The organism is Antarctobacter sediminis (assembly GCF_019218285.1).
In the GTDB taxonomy this organism is placed as follows: Bacteria; Pseudomonadota; Alphaproteobacteria; order Rhodobacterales; family Rhodobacteraceae; genus Antarctobacter; species Antarctobacter sediminis.
This window is the reverse complement of record NZ_JAHUZG010000001.1, coordinates 1168559-1183044: the sequence shown is the minus strand read 5'-3', so window position 1 is coordinate 1183044 and position 14486 is coordinate 1168559. Positions and strand designations below refer to the sequence as shown.

The 14486-nt window shown below is 66.0% G+C and carries 14 protein-coding genes; 12 read left to right on the top strand and 2 right to left on the bottom strand.

Annotation, left to right across the window (positions count from 1 at the left end; translation table 11 throughout):
- Nucleotides 1-64 precede the first annotated feature (64 nt).
- Both KJP30_RS05710 and KJP30_RS05705 read left to right on the top strand, forming a co-directional pair.
- Nucleotides 65-1408 carry an NAD(P)/FAD-dependent oxidoreductase gene (locus tag KJP30_RS05710; RefSeq protein ID WP_218448018.1) on the top strand — a complete coding sequence of 448 codons (1344 nt, stop codon included), beginning with the start codon at nucleotides 65-67 and terminating at the stop codon, nucleotides 1406-1408.
- Between the two features lie 143 nt (nucleotides 1409-1551).
- On the top strand, nucleotides 1552-2721 hold the full coding sequence (locus tag KJP30_RS05705) for a M20 aminoacylase family protein (RefSeq protein WP_218448017.1): 1170 nt from the start codon (nucleotides 1552-1554) through the stop codon (nucleotides 2719-2721).
- Nucleotides 2722-2836: 115 nt separating this feature from the next.
- On the opposite strand, the gene rsgA is transcribed toward KJP30_RS05705, so the two are convergent.
- Entirely contained in the window at nucleotides 2837-3871 is a 1035-nt protein-coding gene (gene rsgA, locus KJP30_RS05700) for a ribosome small subunit-dependent GTPase A (protein ID WP_218448016.1), read from the bottom strand.
- 241 nt (nucleotides 3872-4112) lie between these two features.
- Here rsgA and KJP30_RS05695 point away from each other — a divergent pair, with 241 nt between their 5' ends.
- The 4 genes from KJP30_RS05695 to mltG all read left to right on the top strand — a co-directional run bounded on the left by KJP30_RS05695 (nucleotide 4113) and on the right by mltG (nucleotide 8383).
- Nucleotides 4113-4910 (top strand): glycosyl transferase, encoded by a 798-nt coding sequence (locus KJP30_RS05695; protein WP_218448015.1) that lies wholly within the window; start codon nucleotides 4113-4115, stop codon nucleotides 4908-4910.
- Between the two features lie 71 nt (nucleotides 4911-4981).
- The gene (map, locus tag KJP30_RS05690; RefSeq protein WP_218448014.1) at nucleotides 4982-5725 is read left to right on the top strand and encodes a type I methionyl aminopeptidase; all 744 of its coding nucleotides are present in this window, start codon (nucleotides 4982-4984) and stop codon (nucleotides 5723-5725) included.
- Between the two features lie 231 nt (nucleotides 5726-5956).
- Nucleotides 5957-7219 (top strand): beta-ketoacyl-ACP synthase II, encoded by a 1263-nt coding sequence (fabF, locus tag KJP30_RS05685; protein ID WP_218448013.1) that lies wholly within the window; start codon nucleotides 5957-5959, stop codon nucleotides 7217-7219.
- A 6-nt stretch (nucleotides 7220-7225) separates the two neighbouring features.
- Entirely contained in the window at nucleotides 7226-8383 is a 1158-nt protein-coding gene (gene mltG, locus KJP30_RS05680) for an endolytic transglycosylase MltG (RefSeq protein ID WP_218448012.1), read from the top strand.
- Nucleotides 8384-8634: 251 nt separating this feature from the next.
- On the opposite strand, the gene soxR is transcribed toward mltG, so the two are convergent.
- Nucleotides 8635-9090: a redox-sensitive transcriptional activator SoxR gene (gene soxR / locus KJP30_RS05675; protein WP_218448011.1), complete on the bottom strand. Its 456-nt coding sequence runs from the start codon at nucleotides 9088-9090 to the stop codon at nucleotides 8635-8637.
- An 81-nt stretch (nucleotides 9091-9171) separates the two neighbouring features.
- Between soxR and KJP30_RS05670 the strand changes: the two genes are divergently transcribed.
- From KJP30_RS05670 to KJP30_RS05650, 6 genes are all read left to right on the top strand, one after another.
- On the top strand, nucleotides 9172-9552 hold the full coding sequence (locus KJP30_RS05670) for a VOC family protein (protein ID WP_218448439.1): 381 nt from the start codon (nucleotides 9172-9174) through the stop codon (nucleotides 9550-9552).
- A 93-nt stretch (nucleotides 9553-9645) separates the two neighbouring features.
- Complete coding sequence (locus tag KJP30_RS25030; protein ID WP_281421402.1) at nucleotides 9646-9780, top strand: hypothetical protein; 135 nt, start codon at nucleotides 9646-9648, stop codon at nucleotides 9778-9780.
- A gap of 94 nt (nucleotides 9781-9874) precedes the next feature.
- Complete coding sequence (gene cysS / locus KJP30_RS05665) at nucleotides 9875-11263, top strand: cysteine--tRNA ligase (RefSeq protein ID WP_218448010.1); 1389 nt, start codon at nucleotides 9875-9877, stop codon at nucleotides 11261-11263.
- A 91-nt stretch (nucleotides 11264-11354) separates the two neighbouring features.
- The gene (gene cimA, locus KJP30_RS05660) at nucleotides 11355-12974 is read left to right on the top strand and encodes a citramalate synthase (protein WP_218448009.1); all 1620 of its coding nucleotides are present in this window, start codon (nucleotides 11355-11357) and stop codon (nucleotides 12972-12974) included.
- The gene (locus tag KJP30_RS05655) at nucleotides 12974-13687 is read left to right on the top strand and encodes a class I SAM-dependent methyltransferase (RefSeq protein WP_218448008.1); all 714 of its coding nucleotides are present in this window, start codon (nucleotides 12974-12976) and stop codon (nucleotides 13685-13687) included. The genes cimA and KJP30_RS05655 overlap by 1 nt, the downstream gene beginning before the upstream one ends.
- Nucleotides 13684-14460, top strand: a complete 777-nt coding sequence (locus KJP30_RS05650) for a squalene/phytoene synthase family protein (protein WP_218448007.1) — start codon at nucleotides 13684-13686, stop codon at nucleotides 14458-14460. The genes KJP30_RS05655 and KJP30_RS05650 overlap by 4 nt, the downstream gene beginning before the upstream one ends.
- Nucleotides 14461-14486: the final 26 nt, after the last annotated feature.

The following is a 14486-nucleotide window of genomic DNA, read 5'->3' as shown; positions in this document are numbered from 1 at the left end:
CCCCCCATGGCAAGCGGGTGATCTGGGTGATGACGATGGGGTTCGAGTTGGCGGAGGTGTTGAGATGAGTTTTCCATTCCACCAGATGGGTCGGGCAGAATTTGCCGGAGACTTGCCGGCAGAGGCGGATCTGGTTGTCATCGGTGGCGGGGTGATCGGAGTATCTGCGGCGCTGTTTGCTGCGCGGCGCGGGCTTTCGGTGGTTCTGTTGGAAAAGGGGCGGGTGGCGGCCGAGCAATCCAGCCGCAACTGGGGCTGGATCCGAGTGCAGGGTCGGGACCTTGCCGAGATACCGGTGGCGCTGGAGGCGCAGGCCTTGTGGCGCACGCTGGATGTCGAATGTCGTGGGCGGCTGGGGCTGCGGACGCTTGGGGTGACCTATCTTGCGCGCGATGACAAGGAGATGGCGGATTTCGAGGCGTGGCGTCTTGCTGCGGAGCCCTTGAGTGTCGGGTCCGAGATCTGGGACCGGAAGATGGTGGCGGGCCGTCTGGGAAAGCCCATGGCGGATTGGGTCGGCGCTTTGCACACGCCGGGCGACATGAAGGGCGAGCCTTGGGTCGCGGTGCCCGAACTGGCGCGCCTGGCGCGGGCCGAGGGTGCAGTGATCCGCGAATCCTGCGCAGTGCGGGCGCTGGATATCGAGGCGGGGCGTGTGGCGGGCGTGGTGACGGAAGCGGGCCGCATCCGGGCGGGGGCGGTGATCCTTGCGGGCGGCGCGTGGTCTTCGTTGTTCCTGCGGCGGCATGGTCTTGATATTCCGCAGCTGTCGGTGCGGTCTTCGGTCATGGCCACCGGCCCGTTGCCGCAGGTTGTGGGGACGGCGGCGGCGGATGACCGGCTGGCTTTCCGTCCGCGTGCGGATGGCGGTTACACGCTGGCGCCTGCGGCCTTTGCCGAACTGTTCCTTGGACCGGATGCGTTGCGGCATCTGCGGCGCTATCTGCCGTTGGCGCTGTCGGGGGAATTCGACGTGCATCTGCGGGCACCGCAGCCCCGGGGGTGGCCCGATGCCTTCACCACGCCACGCCAGTGGAGCGCCGAGGGGGAAAGCCCGTTCGAGCGGATGCGCATCCTTGATCCGGTGCCGAACCGGCGCAAACTGGCACGGGTGGCGCGGCGTTTTGCCGAGACCTATCCGGCGCTGGGCGAGGTGCCGGTGGCCGCGCGTTGGGCCGGGATGATCGACGTTCTGCCTGATGTCGTGCCGGTGGTTGACCGGGTGGGCGCGCTGCCGGGGCTGACTGTTGCCACCGGCATGTGCGGGCACGGGTTTGGCATCGGGCCGGGATTTGGCCGGGTGGCCGTGGATCTGGCGACGGGCGGCGATCCGGGGCATGATCATGCACGGTTTCGCATGGGGCGGTTTTTCGACGGGACCCGTCTGCGCCCCGGGCCGAACCTCTGACCTTTTCGGGCGGATGGATGGCGTCGTTTTGACCATGGGGTCAAAAATCCACCCTCTGTCCCGTGGGTCGGCCTTGCGTCGGGCGTGGCGCGCTGGCAGGGTCACGCGGTCGACCCAATCAACCCGTATCAGGAGTGTTTACGATGCCGGTCAAGAACCGCTTTGCAGAATTGCAGGACGAGATCACCGCCTGGCGGCGGGACATCCACGAGAACCCCGAGATCCTTTTCGAAACGCACCGGACTTCGGCGCTGGTGGCGGAAAAGCTGGAGGCCTTCGGGTGTGACGAGGTGGTGACAGGTATCGGCCGGACCGGGGTTGTCGGCGTCATCAAGGGGCGCAAGTCCGGGTCGGGCAAGGTGATCGGGTTGCGCGCCGACATGGACGCGCTGCCGATCCATGAACAGACCGGGGTGGACTATGCCTCGAAGACGCCGGGTGCCATGCATGCCTGCGGCCATGACGGCCATACGGCGATGTTGCTGGGCGCGGCGAAATACCTGTCCGAGACGCGCAATTTCGATGGCACGGTCGTTGTGATCTTTCAGCCCGCCGAAGAAGGCGGCGGCGGCGGCAAGGAAATGTGCGACGACGGTATGATGGAGCGCTGGGGCATTCAGGAGGTCTATGGGATGCACAACTGGCCGGGGATGCCCGTGGGCAGCTTTGCCATCCGGCCCGGTGCCTTTTTCGCTGCAACCGATCAATTCGAGATCACCGTTACGGGCAAGGGCGGGCATGCGGCGAAACCGCATCAGGCGACCGATCCGCTGGTGACTGCGGCCCATGTGGTGACGGCTTTGCAAAGCATCGTGTCGCGCAATTCCAACCCCGACGACCAGATGGTGGTTTCTGTCACCTCGATCGAAAGTTCGTCCAAGGCGTTCAATGTGATCCCGGCCCATGTGACCCTGCGCGGCACCATGCGCACCATGTCAAAAGAGAACCGCGCGCTGGGCGAAGAGCGGATCAAGGCGGTGGCCTCGGGCACCGCGGCGGCCTTTGGCTGTGACGGGGCGGTGCGCTGGATCCCGGGCTATCCGGCGATGGTGAACCACGAAGAGCAGACCCGTTTTGTCGCCGATGTGGCCGAGGCTGTCTCTGGCGCTTGCGAGCGTGAGGCGCCCATCACCATGGGGGGCGAGGATTTCGCCTATATGCTCGAGGAACGTCCGGGGGCCTATATCCTTGTGGGCAACGGCGACACTGCGGATGTGCACAACCCGGCCTACAACTTCAACGACGAGGCGATCCCCGCCGGGTGTTCGTGGTGGGCCGAAGTGGTGGAACGGCGGATGCCCGTGGCATCGTAAAGGCAGGGTGGGGCGACTGGCGCCGCTACTGTCCCCGGAAAAGATCCCGGGGACAGATCGCCCCGCCCGCCGTCCCACCACGCGCCGCCCCGGCGACGGGACGGCGTTTGTCGGGTCAGGAGGGGCCGCGCCGCTGTTGCTTTTTGCGGCCTGTCACCTCGCGTACCATCTTGCCGAATGCCTTGCCGCGGGCGCGGCTTTCGGCGACGGTTTCGCTGTTGTAGCGGTCCTCGCGTTTCAGCTTTTCCCAGCGGGCCAGCCTGTCGGGGTCAAGCGCCCCTGCGGCGATGGCGGCCTGAACGGCACAGCCCGGTTCGCCCTGATGGGCGCAGTTGCGAAAACGGCATTGGGCGGCAAGTTCCTCGAGATCCTCGAAAACCGCCTCGATCCCGTCATCGGCCTCGGCCAGTTGCAGTTCCCGCATTCCGGGCGTGTCGATCAGCCATCCGCCCGCTGTGGTGGGCACAAGGCTGCGGTGCGTGGTGGTGTGCCGCCCCTTGGCGTCATCCTCGCGGATGCCCTGCGTGGCGGCGGTTTCCCCGGTCAGGGCGTTGCGCAGCGTGGTCTTGCCCACGCCCGACGACCCGACCAGAGCCAGCGTTTGCCCGTCACGGCACCAAGGCTGGAGGCGCAGCGCCTCTTCGGGATCGGTGGCATCCAGTGACAGCGCGGTGAGCAGCGGCGAGAGCCGCTCTGCGGCGCGCAGATAGTCGCCCGGATCCTCGGCCATATCGGCCTTGGTCAGAACCACCAGCGGCAGGCATCCCGCCGTATGGGCCAGCGCAAGATAGCGTTCCAGCCGCGCGACGTTGAAATCCGCGTTGCAGCTGGTGACGATTCCCAGCGTATCGACATTGGCGGCGATGCGCTGGATCTTTGCCTCGCGCCCGGCGGCGCGGCGCGTCAGGTCGCTTGTGGGTTCCAACCGGCGCACAGCCTGTGTGCCGTCGCTCAGCACCCAGTCGCCCACGGCATAGGCGCCGGTATTTTCGCTGGGCAAGAGCGCGCAGGGCCCCCCGGGCGTGAGCGCCCGGAGCCGGTCGCGATGCACCTCGACGAGCCGGGCGGGGGTCAGCCCGGCGTCCTCGGTGCCCAATTGGCGCGCGAAACGTGCCGACCATCCAAGGTCGGCGAGAGTGGTATCAGTCAATGTTAGAAGTCCCGTTCAGACATGCGTATCAGGACCGCCGGGGCGGTCAGGTCAGCGTGCACGGGCGGCGAGCTGAAACTTAGCGCGCGGCCCGGAGGGGGCATGCAATCTCCATCATGGCCTCCGTCCTGTTTCGGGTCCGTCCTGACCCTAGCGTCCGCCGCGCGCCGCGGCAAGCGCTGGTATTCCGTGCCGGGCATTGTTATCGGGGCAAGACATCTGGAACGGGCAGGGGCGCGGCATGAGTACCGTCAACATCATGTGCATCAAATGGGGCACGCTCTTTGGTCCCGAATATGTCAACCGGCTGTATTCCGGCGTGCGGCGCAACATGACGCGGCCGATCCGTTTCATGGTGATGACCGAGGACGCGCAGGGCCTGCACCCGGACATCGAGGTGCTGGATCTGCCGGTCGAACCTTTCGCCGAACCGATGAACGCGGCGCTTGCGGTGGCCAACCGTCAAGGCGCGATGCGCAAGACGTCCCTGTTTCGCCCCGGGCTTGTGCCCGACCTGCAAGGGCCGGTGCTGGGTTTCGACCTTGACGTGGTCATCACCGGCTCGCTGGACGAGATCCACGATCTGGCCCCGGGCACGGTGGCCATGCGCCACGACTGGACCGAGAAACGCAAGGGGCGCCCCACCGGCCACGGATCTGTGTTTCGCTTTGATCCGGTGGATCATGGGTTTCTGTACGATGACCTTGCCGCGAATCCTTATGAAGAGGTCGAGCAGGCGCGCGGGTCGGAGCAGCGCTATACCTCGCACAAGGCGATGGATCGCGACCTGTTCACCTATATCCCGGACCCTTGGGTCGTGTCGTTCAAATATGACTGCAACCCCTTCCCTCTGAACTATTTTCGCGCGCCGAAACTGCCCGCCGATGCGCGGGTGGTCTGTTTTCACGGGCGGCCCAAGATGACCGATGCCATCGGCGGCTATTCCGGGTCTTTCATCCGCTATTCCAAACCCTGCGGCTGGCTGGCCGACCATTGGATTGACCGTGCGCGGGCGGATCTTGGGGCCGACTGGGCCTGAGGCGAAAAACATGGCCTGCCTTCGGCCTGACCGACCGGCAGGCCAAGGCGGTGGAACACGAAAGGCACGTCATGACGATCACTCAGGAACGGGAACTTGACGGGATGCGGGTCATCGGGCGCATCGTCGCCAACACTTTGCAGGCGATGATCCGCGCGGCAGAGCCGGGCATGACGACCTGCGAACTCGACGATCTCGGGCGCCGCCTGCTGGACCAGGCGGGCGCGGTGCCGGCGCCAGAGGCGACCTATGGCTTTCCGGGGGCCACCTGTATCAGCGTCAACGAAGAAATCGCCCACGGAATTCCCGGTGACCGGCTGCTGCGGGCCGGGGATCTGGTGAACATCGACGTCTCTGCCAGCAAGGATGGCTATTTCGCAGACACCGGGGCCAGCTTTCGCCTTGCCGCGGCACAGCCTGACCGGCTGTGCAAGGACGGTCGCCGCGCCATGCAGATCGGCATCGCGCAGGTTGCGGCAGGCAAACCGCTGGCAGGTATCGGGGCTGCCATCGGGCGCTTTGCCGAAAAGCGCGGCTATACACTCATTCGCAACCTCGCAAGTCACGGCGTCGGGCGGAGCCTGCACGAATACCCGCAGGAAATCGCCACTTGGCCCAACCGGGGCGACCGCCGCCGCATCACCAAGGGCCTTGTCTTGACCGTTGAACCCTTTCTGTCGCGTGGCGGGCGGATGGCGGACGAGGCACCGGACGGATGGACCCTGCACAGCGTGCCGCCTGCCGAGACCGTGCAATTCGAACATACGGTCGTTGCCACGCCCCGCGGTGCCATGGTCTTGACGCTGCCCGGCTGATCGCGCGGCCCACTTGGCCTTTGGGAAAGGCCCACGGGGCGGATGCCACGCGGGGCGCGCGCGCCCCTCTGACCTGATGGGAAACCCGGCCAATCCGCGCCCCGCCTTCTGCCCAGCGAAAACATGCCCCCCGAACCTGGCGGCGCGCCGCTGTTGCCGCGCCGCACTTGCCCCCGCCCGCCAAGGCGCGGTAAGAGCGGAGCAAAGAACACAGGATAGAAGGGCAGGCGCATGACACGTCGCGTTGTTGTCACCGGATTGGGATTGGTCACGCCGCTGGCTTGCGGAGTCGATGAAACCTGGTCGCGCATTCTGGACGGTCAGTCGGGCGCGGGCACGATCAGCAAGTTCGACGCCAGCCATCTGGCCACGACCTATGCCTGCGAAGTGCCTTATGGCGACGGTTCGGACGGGACGTTCAATCCCGACCTCTACATGGACAAGAAAGAACAGCGCAAGGTTGACGAGTTCATCCGCTTTGGCATCGCCGCCGCGCATCAGGCCGTGACCGATGCGGGCTGGATGCCCGAGGACGAAGAGGACCGCCTGCGCACCGGCGTGATGATCGGATCGGGGATCGGCGGGCTGAACTCTATCGCCGAAACGGCGTTGTTGATCCGGGACAAGGGTCCGCGCCGCGTATCGCCTTTCTTTATTCCGGGCGCGCTGATCAACCTGATCTCGGGCAACGTGTCGATCAAATACGGCTTCAAGGGACCGAACCACGCGGTTGTGACCGCCTGTTCGACCGGCGCCCATGCCATCGGTGACGCGGCCCGCCTGATCAAATACGGCGACGCCGACGTGATGGTGGCCGGCGGGGCCGAGGCGGCGATCTCGGAAATCGGTATCGCGGGCTTCAACGCCTGCAAGGCATTGTCGACCAAGCGTGGCGATGACCCCAAGGCGGCCAGCCGCCCCTATGACGCCGACCGTGACGGTTTTGTCATGGGCGAAGGCGCAGGCGTCGTGGTGCTGGAAGAATACGAACACGCCAAGGCGCGCGGCGCGCGGATCTATGCCGAGGTCTGCGGTTATGGCCTGTCGGGCGACGCCTATCATATCACCGCGCCCTCCGAGGACGGCGAAGGTGGCGAACGGTCCATGCGCGCCGCGTTGAAGGACGCGGGGCTGGAGCCTTCGGCGCTGGACTACATCAACGCGCATGGCACCTCGACCATGGCGGACACCATCGAACTTGGCGCGGTGGAACGGCTGCTGGGCGATCACGCGGGCAATGTCACCATGTCCTCGACCAAATCCGCCACCGGCCACCTGCTGGGGGCCGCCGGTGCGATCGAGGCGATCTTTTCGATCCTCGCGATCCGCGATCAGGTCGCGCCGCCGACGATCAACCTTGACACCCCGGCGGTGGAAACGCCGATCGACCTTGCGCCCAACGCCAAGCGTGACCGCAAGGTGGGCTACGCGTTGTCGAATTCCTTTGGCTTTGGCGGCACCAACGCCAGCGTGATCTTCGGAAAGGTGGAGTAACCCGCCATGTGGCGCAGCATCGCCTCGAACGCGCTGACCTTTCTGGTCGTCGCGCTGTTTCTCTTTGGCGGGCTCCTGATCTGGGCGCAGCGCGAATATACCGCGCAGGGCCCGTTGACGGCGCCGATCTGCCTTGAGGTGCCGCGTGGCACCAACATGCGGTCCGTGTCGGAAAACCTGTCGGGGCAGGGCGCGATCAGCAGCGCCATGATGTTCCGCGTCGGTGCCGATTACGCCGACAAGACGCAGGCGCTGAAGGCGGGCAGCTATCTGGTGCCCGAGGGCGCCTCGATGGCGGAAATCACCGAGATCGTGACCCGTGGCGGCGCGTCGACCTGCGGGACCGAAGTGGTCTATCGGATCGGTGTCACCCGCGCCACGGTGCAGGTGCGCGAAGTCGACCCGGCAACGGGCCGCTACGAGGAACGCACCAGCTTTGACCCCGCCGAAGGCGACACGCCCGAGATCTATGCACAGGTCAAGGACACCACCGGCACCCGTTTCCGCGTGGCGCTGGCCGAGGGTGTGACCAGCTGGCAGGTGGTTGAAGAGCTGAAACAGATCGACGTGCTGGACGGCGAGGTCGATGTGCCCCCGGAGGGCAGCCTTGCGCCCGACAGCTATGAGATCCTGCCCGGTGACAGCCGCGCCGATGTCATCGCGCGCATGGCCGAACGGCAAGAGGTGATCCTGGCCCAGGCCTGGGCCAACCGGGCCTCTGGTCTGCCGCTTGAGACACCCGAAGAGGCGTTGATCCTTGCCTCGATCATCGAGAAGGAAACCGGCGGCCCGCAGGAGCGCCGCGAGGTGGCCAGCGTCTTCGTCAACCGGCTGGACAAGGGGATGCGCCTGCAAACCGACCCGACGGTGATCTATGGCATCACCAAGGGCGAGGGGCAGCTGGGCCGGGGCCTGCGCCGGTCCGAACTGGACCGCGAAACACCCTGGAACACCTATCGGATCGACGGTCTGCCACCGACGCCCATCGCCAACCCGGGCCGCGCCAGCATCGAGGCCGCGCTGAACCCGGCGGATACGGACTATATCTACTTCGTGGCCAAGACGCTGAACCCGGCCGACGGCCACAATTTCGCGGTGACGCTGGACGAGCACAACCGCAACGTCGCCGCCTATCGCGCGCTCGAGGCGCAGCGCGACCAGTAGCGCACGCTGCCGTCACGGTTTCTCAACCGTGGCGGCGCATCTTCCCCCTCGCTAGCACTGAAAACCGGATCATGACCCCGCTCGGGGGCCTTTCGATCTGCGCGGAACGAGGGGGCGACGCCCCGAAAGGGCCGGGAGTGACACCCCGGCACGCAAGATCCGTCCGGCGGCCGCCGTTTTCAGCCTTTGGCTTTTGCCACCGAACCACCTGACCCCGCCCGGCAGAACTGCCGCTGGCGGGCGCAGGCGCGTCACTCGGACAGCGGGCGGTCGCCCATCAGGTAACGCGGCCCCTGTCCGCTGCGCGCTGCGCGGTCCTCGGGGTTGTACAGCGCACAGCTTTGCAACGACAGGCAGCCGCAGCCGATACAGCCGTCCAGCCTGTCGCGCAGCGCCTGCATCCGTGCGATCCGCGCATCCAGGACCCGCCCGAACCGGCGCGAGATCCGGCTCCAGTCCGCCTTGGCGGGGGCGCGGTCGCGCGGCAGGCGGTCCATCTCGGCCCGGATCTCGGCCAGGGTAAAGCCAAGCTGCTGGGCGATCATGACAAAGGACAGCCGCCGGATGTCCGCCGCCCGATAGCGTCGCTGCCCGCCGGCATTACGGTCGGGAAATACCAGGCCCTCGGCTTCGTAGTGGCGGATCGCCGAGGCCGCCAGCCCGGTCCTTTGCGCCACATGGGAAATGCTCAATCCATCTTTTGGCATTGATTTAAAACGAAACTCTCCGTTTGCCTTAAAGTATGCTTGAAGAATTACCCTGACGGCACAACAAATGAAAGGAAAGACATCATGGCCCGCCTTGAACATGTGAACATCACCGTGCCCGACGCCCATGCCACCGCCGCGTTTCTCTGCCGCCTGCTGGGCTGGAAGATCCGCTGGGAAGGCGCGTCGATCCACGAAGGTTATTCGGTACATGTCGGCAGCGAAGACAGCTATCTTGCGCTTTACACGCCGAAAACCCCGCCCGCCGGGGCGATCCCGCGCTATGGCAACGCGGCTGGCCTGAACCATGTGGGAATCGTCGTCGACGATCTGGACGCGGTTGAGGCGCGGGTCCGTGACATGGGCATCGAAACCCACAATCACGCGGATTACGAACCGGGACGCCGGTTCTATTTCGACGGGCCGGATGCGGTGGAATACGAGATGATCAGCTATGGCTGACCGGCGGTTTGCGCTGCCTGCGGCAGGTGGGGGCTCTGCCCCCAAACCCCCGGAGTATTGTCCCCAAGAAGAAGCCAGGAGGAGCGAAGGTCCTTGAGCCGGGTGGTTGTTGGCGGCGGCCTGAAGGCCGTGGGGGCGGATCGCCCTTGGCAGCGGGCGGCGCGCGTGGTAGGTGCGCCGCATGACCACCAATGCAACCATCATTTGCTGCATTACCTGCTGACATAGGTCGGGGGCTCCCGGCCAATGGCGGGACGGTCTTCTATTCCAATTCAATGATAGACTTGCTAGTCCCGCCGCACCATTTGCGAAGGACGAGGCCATGGACATTCGCTTTACCAATTCGCGGACGCGGAAGAAGGAAGACTTTCGCCCGATCGACCCGGAAAACGTGCGGATTTATGTCTGCGGCCCGACGGTCTATGACCGGGCGCATCTGGGCAATGCGCGGCCCGTGCTGGTGTTTGACGTGTTGTTCCGGCTGATGCGGCATGTCTATGGGCCGGATCACGTGACCTATGTGCGCAATTTCACCGACGTCGATGACAAGATCAACGCCACTGCGCTGGCGCGCAAGGAGGCGGGGGCCTCGGGCAGTTTGGAAGAACTGGTTCAGGAGCGCTCGGACGAGACGATTGCCTGGTATCATTCGGACATGGATGCGCTGGGGGCGTTGCGGCCCACGCATGAGCCGCGTGCGACGGCCTATATCGGGCAGATGATCGCCATGATCTCGGACCTGATCGACAAGGGCCACGCCTATGAGGCCGAGGGGCATGTGCTGTTCGCGGTGGACAGCTACAAGGAGTATGGCGCGCTGTCGGGGCGGTCCGTGGATGACATGATCGCGGGGGCCCGGGTCGAGGTGGCGCCCTACAAGAAGAACCCGATGGATTTCGTGTTGTGGAAGCCGTCTTCGGACGAATTGCCGGGGTGGGACAGCCCCTGGGGCCGGGGGCGACCGGGCTGGCATATCGAATGTTCGGCCATGAGCCATGCGCTATTGGGGGAGACATTCGACATTCACGGCGGCGGCAACGATCTGAGTTTCCCGCATCATGAGAACGAGATCGCCCAGTCGAAATGCGCCCATCCCGAGGGAGAGTTTGCGCGGGTCTGGCTGCATAACGAGATGTTGCAGGTGGAGGGCAAGAAGATGTCCAAGAGCCTTGGCAATTTCTTTACCGTGCGCGACCTGCTGGATCAGGGTGTGCCCGGTGAGGTGATCCGTTTCGTGATGCTGTCGACGCATTACCGCAAGCCCATGGACTGGACGGCGGAGAAGGCGCGGGACGCGGAAGCGACCCTGCGCAAATGGCGCGGTATGGTGGAGGGAGTCGAGGCAGGGGTGATGCCCTTGGGCGTGGTTTCGGCCCTGGCAGATGATCTGAACACGGCCGGTGCGATTTCCGAATTGCATCGTCTTGCAGCGGCGGGCGAGGCCCCGGCGCTTAGGGCCGGGGCGGGGTTGCTGGGGTTGCTGACGCCGGATCTGGCGGGATGGGAGGCTGTTTCCGTGGATCTTTCCGCCTTGGCCGAACGTCTGGCCACGGCACGGACGGAGGCCATGCAGAGCAAGGATTTCAGCGCCGTGGATGCGATGAAACAGGCGCTGGTTGCTGCCGGGGTCGAGGTGCGCATGTCCAAGGCGGGCGTCGAGCTGGTGCCGGGTGCCGGGTTCGACGCGGCCAAGCTGGAGGCTTTGGGATGAGGGTGCGCGTGGCGGCGGCGGGCGGGAGCGAGGGGCCAGCCCCTCGCGCTCCCCGGGATATTTCCGGACAGAAGAAGGCAGGGGTGTCGTGATGGGCAGGGAACGGCTTTGGCTATATGACACCACCTTGCGCGACGGGCAGCAGACGCAGGGCGTTCAGTTCTCGACCGCCGAGAAGTTGAGGATTGCCGGGGCGCTGGATGCCTTGGGCGTCGATTACATCGAAGGTGGCTGGCCCGGGGCGAATCCGACGGATTCGGCCTTTTTCGAAGAGGTGGGCGCAACGCGGGCGCGGATGACCGCCTTTGGCATGACCAAGCGGGCGGGGCGGTCCGCCGCCAATGACGAGGTTTTGGCGGCGGTTCTGAATGCCGGGACGCAGGCGGTTTGCCTTGTGGGCAAGACGCATGATTTCCATGTGACCACGGCGCTGGGGATCACGCTGGAGGAGAATGTCGCCAATATCGCGGCCTCCGTTTCGCATATTGTGGGGCAGGACCGCGAGGCGCTGTTCGATGCCGAGCATTTCTTTGACGGCTACAAGGCGAATGCGCCTTATGCGCTGGATTGCCTGCGGGCCGCGCTGGAGGCGGGGGTGCGCTGGATCGTGCTGTGTGATACCAATGGCGGGACGTTGCCCGACGAAATAGGGCGGATCGTGCGCGAGGTGATCGCAAACGGGGTGCCGGGCGAAAGACTGGGCATTCACACACATAATGACACCGAAACCGCCGTGGCCGGGTCACTGGCCGCCGTCATGGCGGGCGCGCGCCAGATTCAGGGCACGCTGAACGGGCTGGGAGAGCGCTGTGGCAATGCCAATCTGACCGCCCTGATCCCGACGCTGCTGTTGAAGGCGCCTTATTGCGAGGTGTTCGAGACCGGCATCAGCGACGAGGCTTTGGCCGGGCTGACCCGCACCAGCCGAATGCTGGACGACATCCTGAACCGGGTGCCGCAGAAGCAGGTGGCCTATGTGGGGGCCTCGGCCTTTGCGCATAAGGCGGGGTTGCATGCCTCGGCGATCCTCAAGGATCCGACGACTTATGAGCATATCGACCCGGCGCTGGTGGGGAACCGGCGCGTGGTGCCGATGTCGAACCAGGCCGGGCAGTCGAACCTGCGCAAACGTCTGGCCGAGGCCGGGCTGGAGGTGGAGCCGGGCGATCCGGCGCTGGCGCGGATCCTTGACCGGGTCAAGGCGCGCGAGGCCGAGGGCTATTCCTATGACACGGCGCAGGCCTCGTTCGAGTTGCTGGCGCGCGAGGAGCTGGGGGTTCTGCCCGAATTTTTCGAGGTCAAGCGCTATCGGGTGACGGTGGAGCGGCGCAAGAACAAGTACGACCGGATGGTGTCGCTGTCCGAGGCGGTGGTTGTCGTCAAGGTCGATGGTGAAAAGAAGCTGTCGGTCAGCGAATCCATGGATGAGGCGGGTAGTGATCGCGGGCCGGTCAACGCGCTGTCCAAGGCGCTGGCCAAGGACCTGGGCCGCTATCAGGAGGCCATCGACGACATGCGGCTGGTGGATTTCAAGGTGCGCATCACTCAGGGCGGGACCGAGGCCGTGACCCGCGTCATCATCGACAGCGAGGACGGGCAGGGGCGGCGTTGGGCCACCGTGGGCGTCAGCGCCAACATAGTCGATGCCTCTTTCGAGGCGTTGCTGGACGCGGTGCGCTGGAAGCTGGTGCGCGACGGGGCGGCGGGTTGATGGACTGGGACGCCTTTTTCGAGGTGCACAAGGATTTGCCGCGCGAGGGGCCGGGCACGGCCTCGGACGTGGCCTGGGCGCTGGAACTGGCGGCCTTGCCCGAGGGCGCGGCGATTTGCGATGCCGGGGCCGGTGCGGGTGGTGACGTGGCCGCCCTGTCCGGCGCGGGGCGCGTTCTGGCGGTCGATCTGCAAGAGGGGTTCGTGACGCAGATGCAGGCGCGTTTTGCCGATCTGCCGGCTGTGACGGTGCGCCGGGCGGACATGGCGGGTATCGCGGATTTCCCCGAAGCGCCGTTTGACCTGATCTGGTGCGCCGGGGCCTTGTATTTCCTTGGGCTGGAGGATGGATTGGCCACCCTGCGGGCGGGGTTGAAACCCGGCGGCGTGCTGGCGTTTTCCGAACCCTGCTATTTTACGGACACACCGGGAGAGGCCGCGCGTGCCTTTTGGGAGGGCTATCCCACGCGCGATGCGGGCGGCATCCTGTCGGCGGTTTCGGCAGCGGGGTTCGAGGTGTTGGGATCGCGCCCGGTGCCCGACGCCGGATGGGAGGCTTATTACCAACCGATGGAGGCGCGTATCGCGGATCTGCGGCCCGGTGCCTCGCCGTCGTTGACCGGAGTTCTGGACCTTTGCGCGCAAGAGGCCCGCGACTGGCGGGCTGTGCGCGAACAGACCGGCTATCTGTTGACCGTGGCGCGCCGCACATGAGTTGGCATCCCGGAACAGACCTGCATTCCTGCGCGCAGATCGTCGAGAAGGGCGATCCCGAACGCTTTGCCGCCGCCATGGCTGCGCCGGTGGAGGCGCGCGCCGTGCTGATGCCTTTGTATGCCTTCAACGTCGAGGTGGCGCGCGCGCCCTGGGTCACGCAGGAGCCGATGATCGCGCGGATGCGGTTGCAATGGTGGCTGGATGCCCTGGACGAGATCGAGGCGGGCGGTTTTGTCCGCCGGCACGAGGTTGTCACGCCTCTGGCGCAGGGTCTGGCCGGGGTCGACCTGTCCGGGTTGCGGGCGGCGGTGGATGCGCGCGAGATGGATCTGGAGCGCGCGCCCTTTGCCGACGAAGCGGCCTTGATGGCCTATCTGGATGCGACGGCGGGCGAATTGGCGCTGGCCGGGGTTGCGGCGCTGGGGGTGGGGCCGCAGCATCGCGGGGCGGTGCTGGCCCATGCGCGGGCCGCGGCGCTGGCGCGCTATCTGCAAGCGGTGCCCGAGCTGGAGGCGCGCGGCAAGCTGCCCTTGCCCGACGGGCGGCCCGAGGCGCTGGCGGCGCTGGCACAGGCGCGGCTGGCCGAGCTGCGCGGACAGCCCGGCCTGCGCGGATTGCGGCGGCAGCTGGGGGTGGCGGGGGCGGCGTTGCGCGAATTTGCGCAGGCGCGGTCTTTGCTGGAGATCGTGGCACGCGATCCGGCGGCGGTGGCCGAGGGCCGGGTGACGCTGAGCGAGTTCCAGCGTCGCTGGCGTCTGCTGACAAGCTGAGGTGGCAAGAGGTGCCGGGTCAGGCC

What these genes read in the sequence shown, in the direction of transcription:
- KJP30_RS05710 (WP_218448018.1), top strand. Translation starts at nt 65, where the DNA reads ATGAGTTTTCCATTCCACCAGATGGGTCGGGCAGAATTTGCCGGAGAC.
- KJP30_RS05705 (WP_218448017.1), top strand. Translation starts at nt 1,552, where the DNA reads ATGCCGGTCAAGAACCGCTTTGCAGAATTGCAGGACGAGATCACCGCC.
- KJP30_RS05695 (WP_218448015.1), top strand. Translation starts at nt 4,113, where the DNA reads ATGAGTACCGTCAACATCATGTGCATCAAATGGGGCACGCTCTTTGGT.
- map (WP_218448014.1), top strand. Translation starts at nt 4,982, where the DNA reads ATGACGATCACTCAGGAACGGGAACTTGACGGGATGCGGGTCATCGGG.
- fabF (WP_218448013.1), top strand. Translation starts at nt 5,957, where the DNA reads ATGACACGTCGCGTTGTTGTCACCGGATTGGGATTGGTCACGCCGCTG.
- mltG (WP_218448012.1), top strand. Translation starts at nt 7,226, where the DNA reads ATGTGGCGCAGCATCGCCTCGAACGCGCTGACCTTTCTGGTCGTCGCG.
- soxR (WP_218448011.1), bottom strand. Translation starts at nt 9,090, where the DNA reads ATGCCAAAAGATGGATTGAGCATTTCCCATGTGGCGCAAAGGACCGGG.
- cysS (WP_218448010.1), top strand. Translation starts at nt 9,875, where the DNA reads ATGGACATTCGCTTTACCAATTCGCGGACGCGGAAGAAGGAAGACTTT.
- cimA (WP_218448009.1), top strand. Translation starts at nt 11,355, where the DNA reads ATGGGCAGGGAACGGCTTTGGCTATATGACACCACCTTGCGCGACGGG.
- KJP30_RS05655 (WP_218448008.1), top strand. Translation starts at nt 12,974, where the DNA reads ATGGACTGGGACGCCTTTTTCGAGGTGCACAAGGATTTGCCGCGCGAG.
- KJP30_RS05650 (WP_218448007.1), top strand. Translation starts at nt 13,684, where the DNA reads ATGAGTTGGCATCCCGGAACAGACCTGCATTCCTGCGCGCAGATCGTC.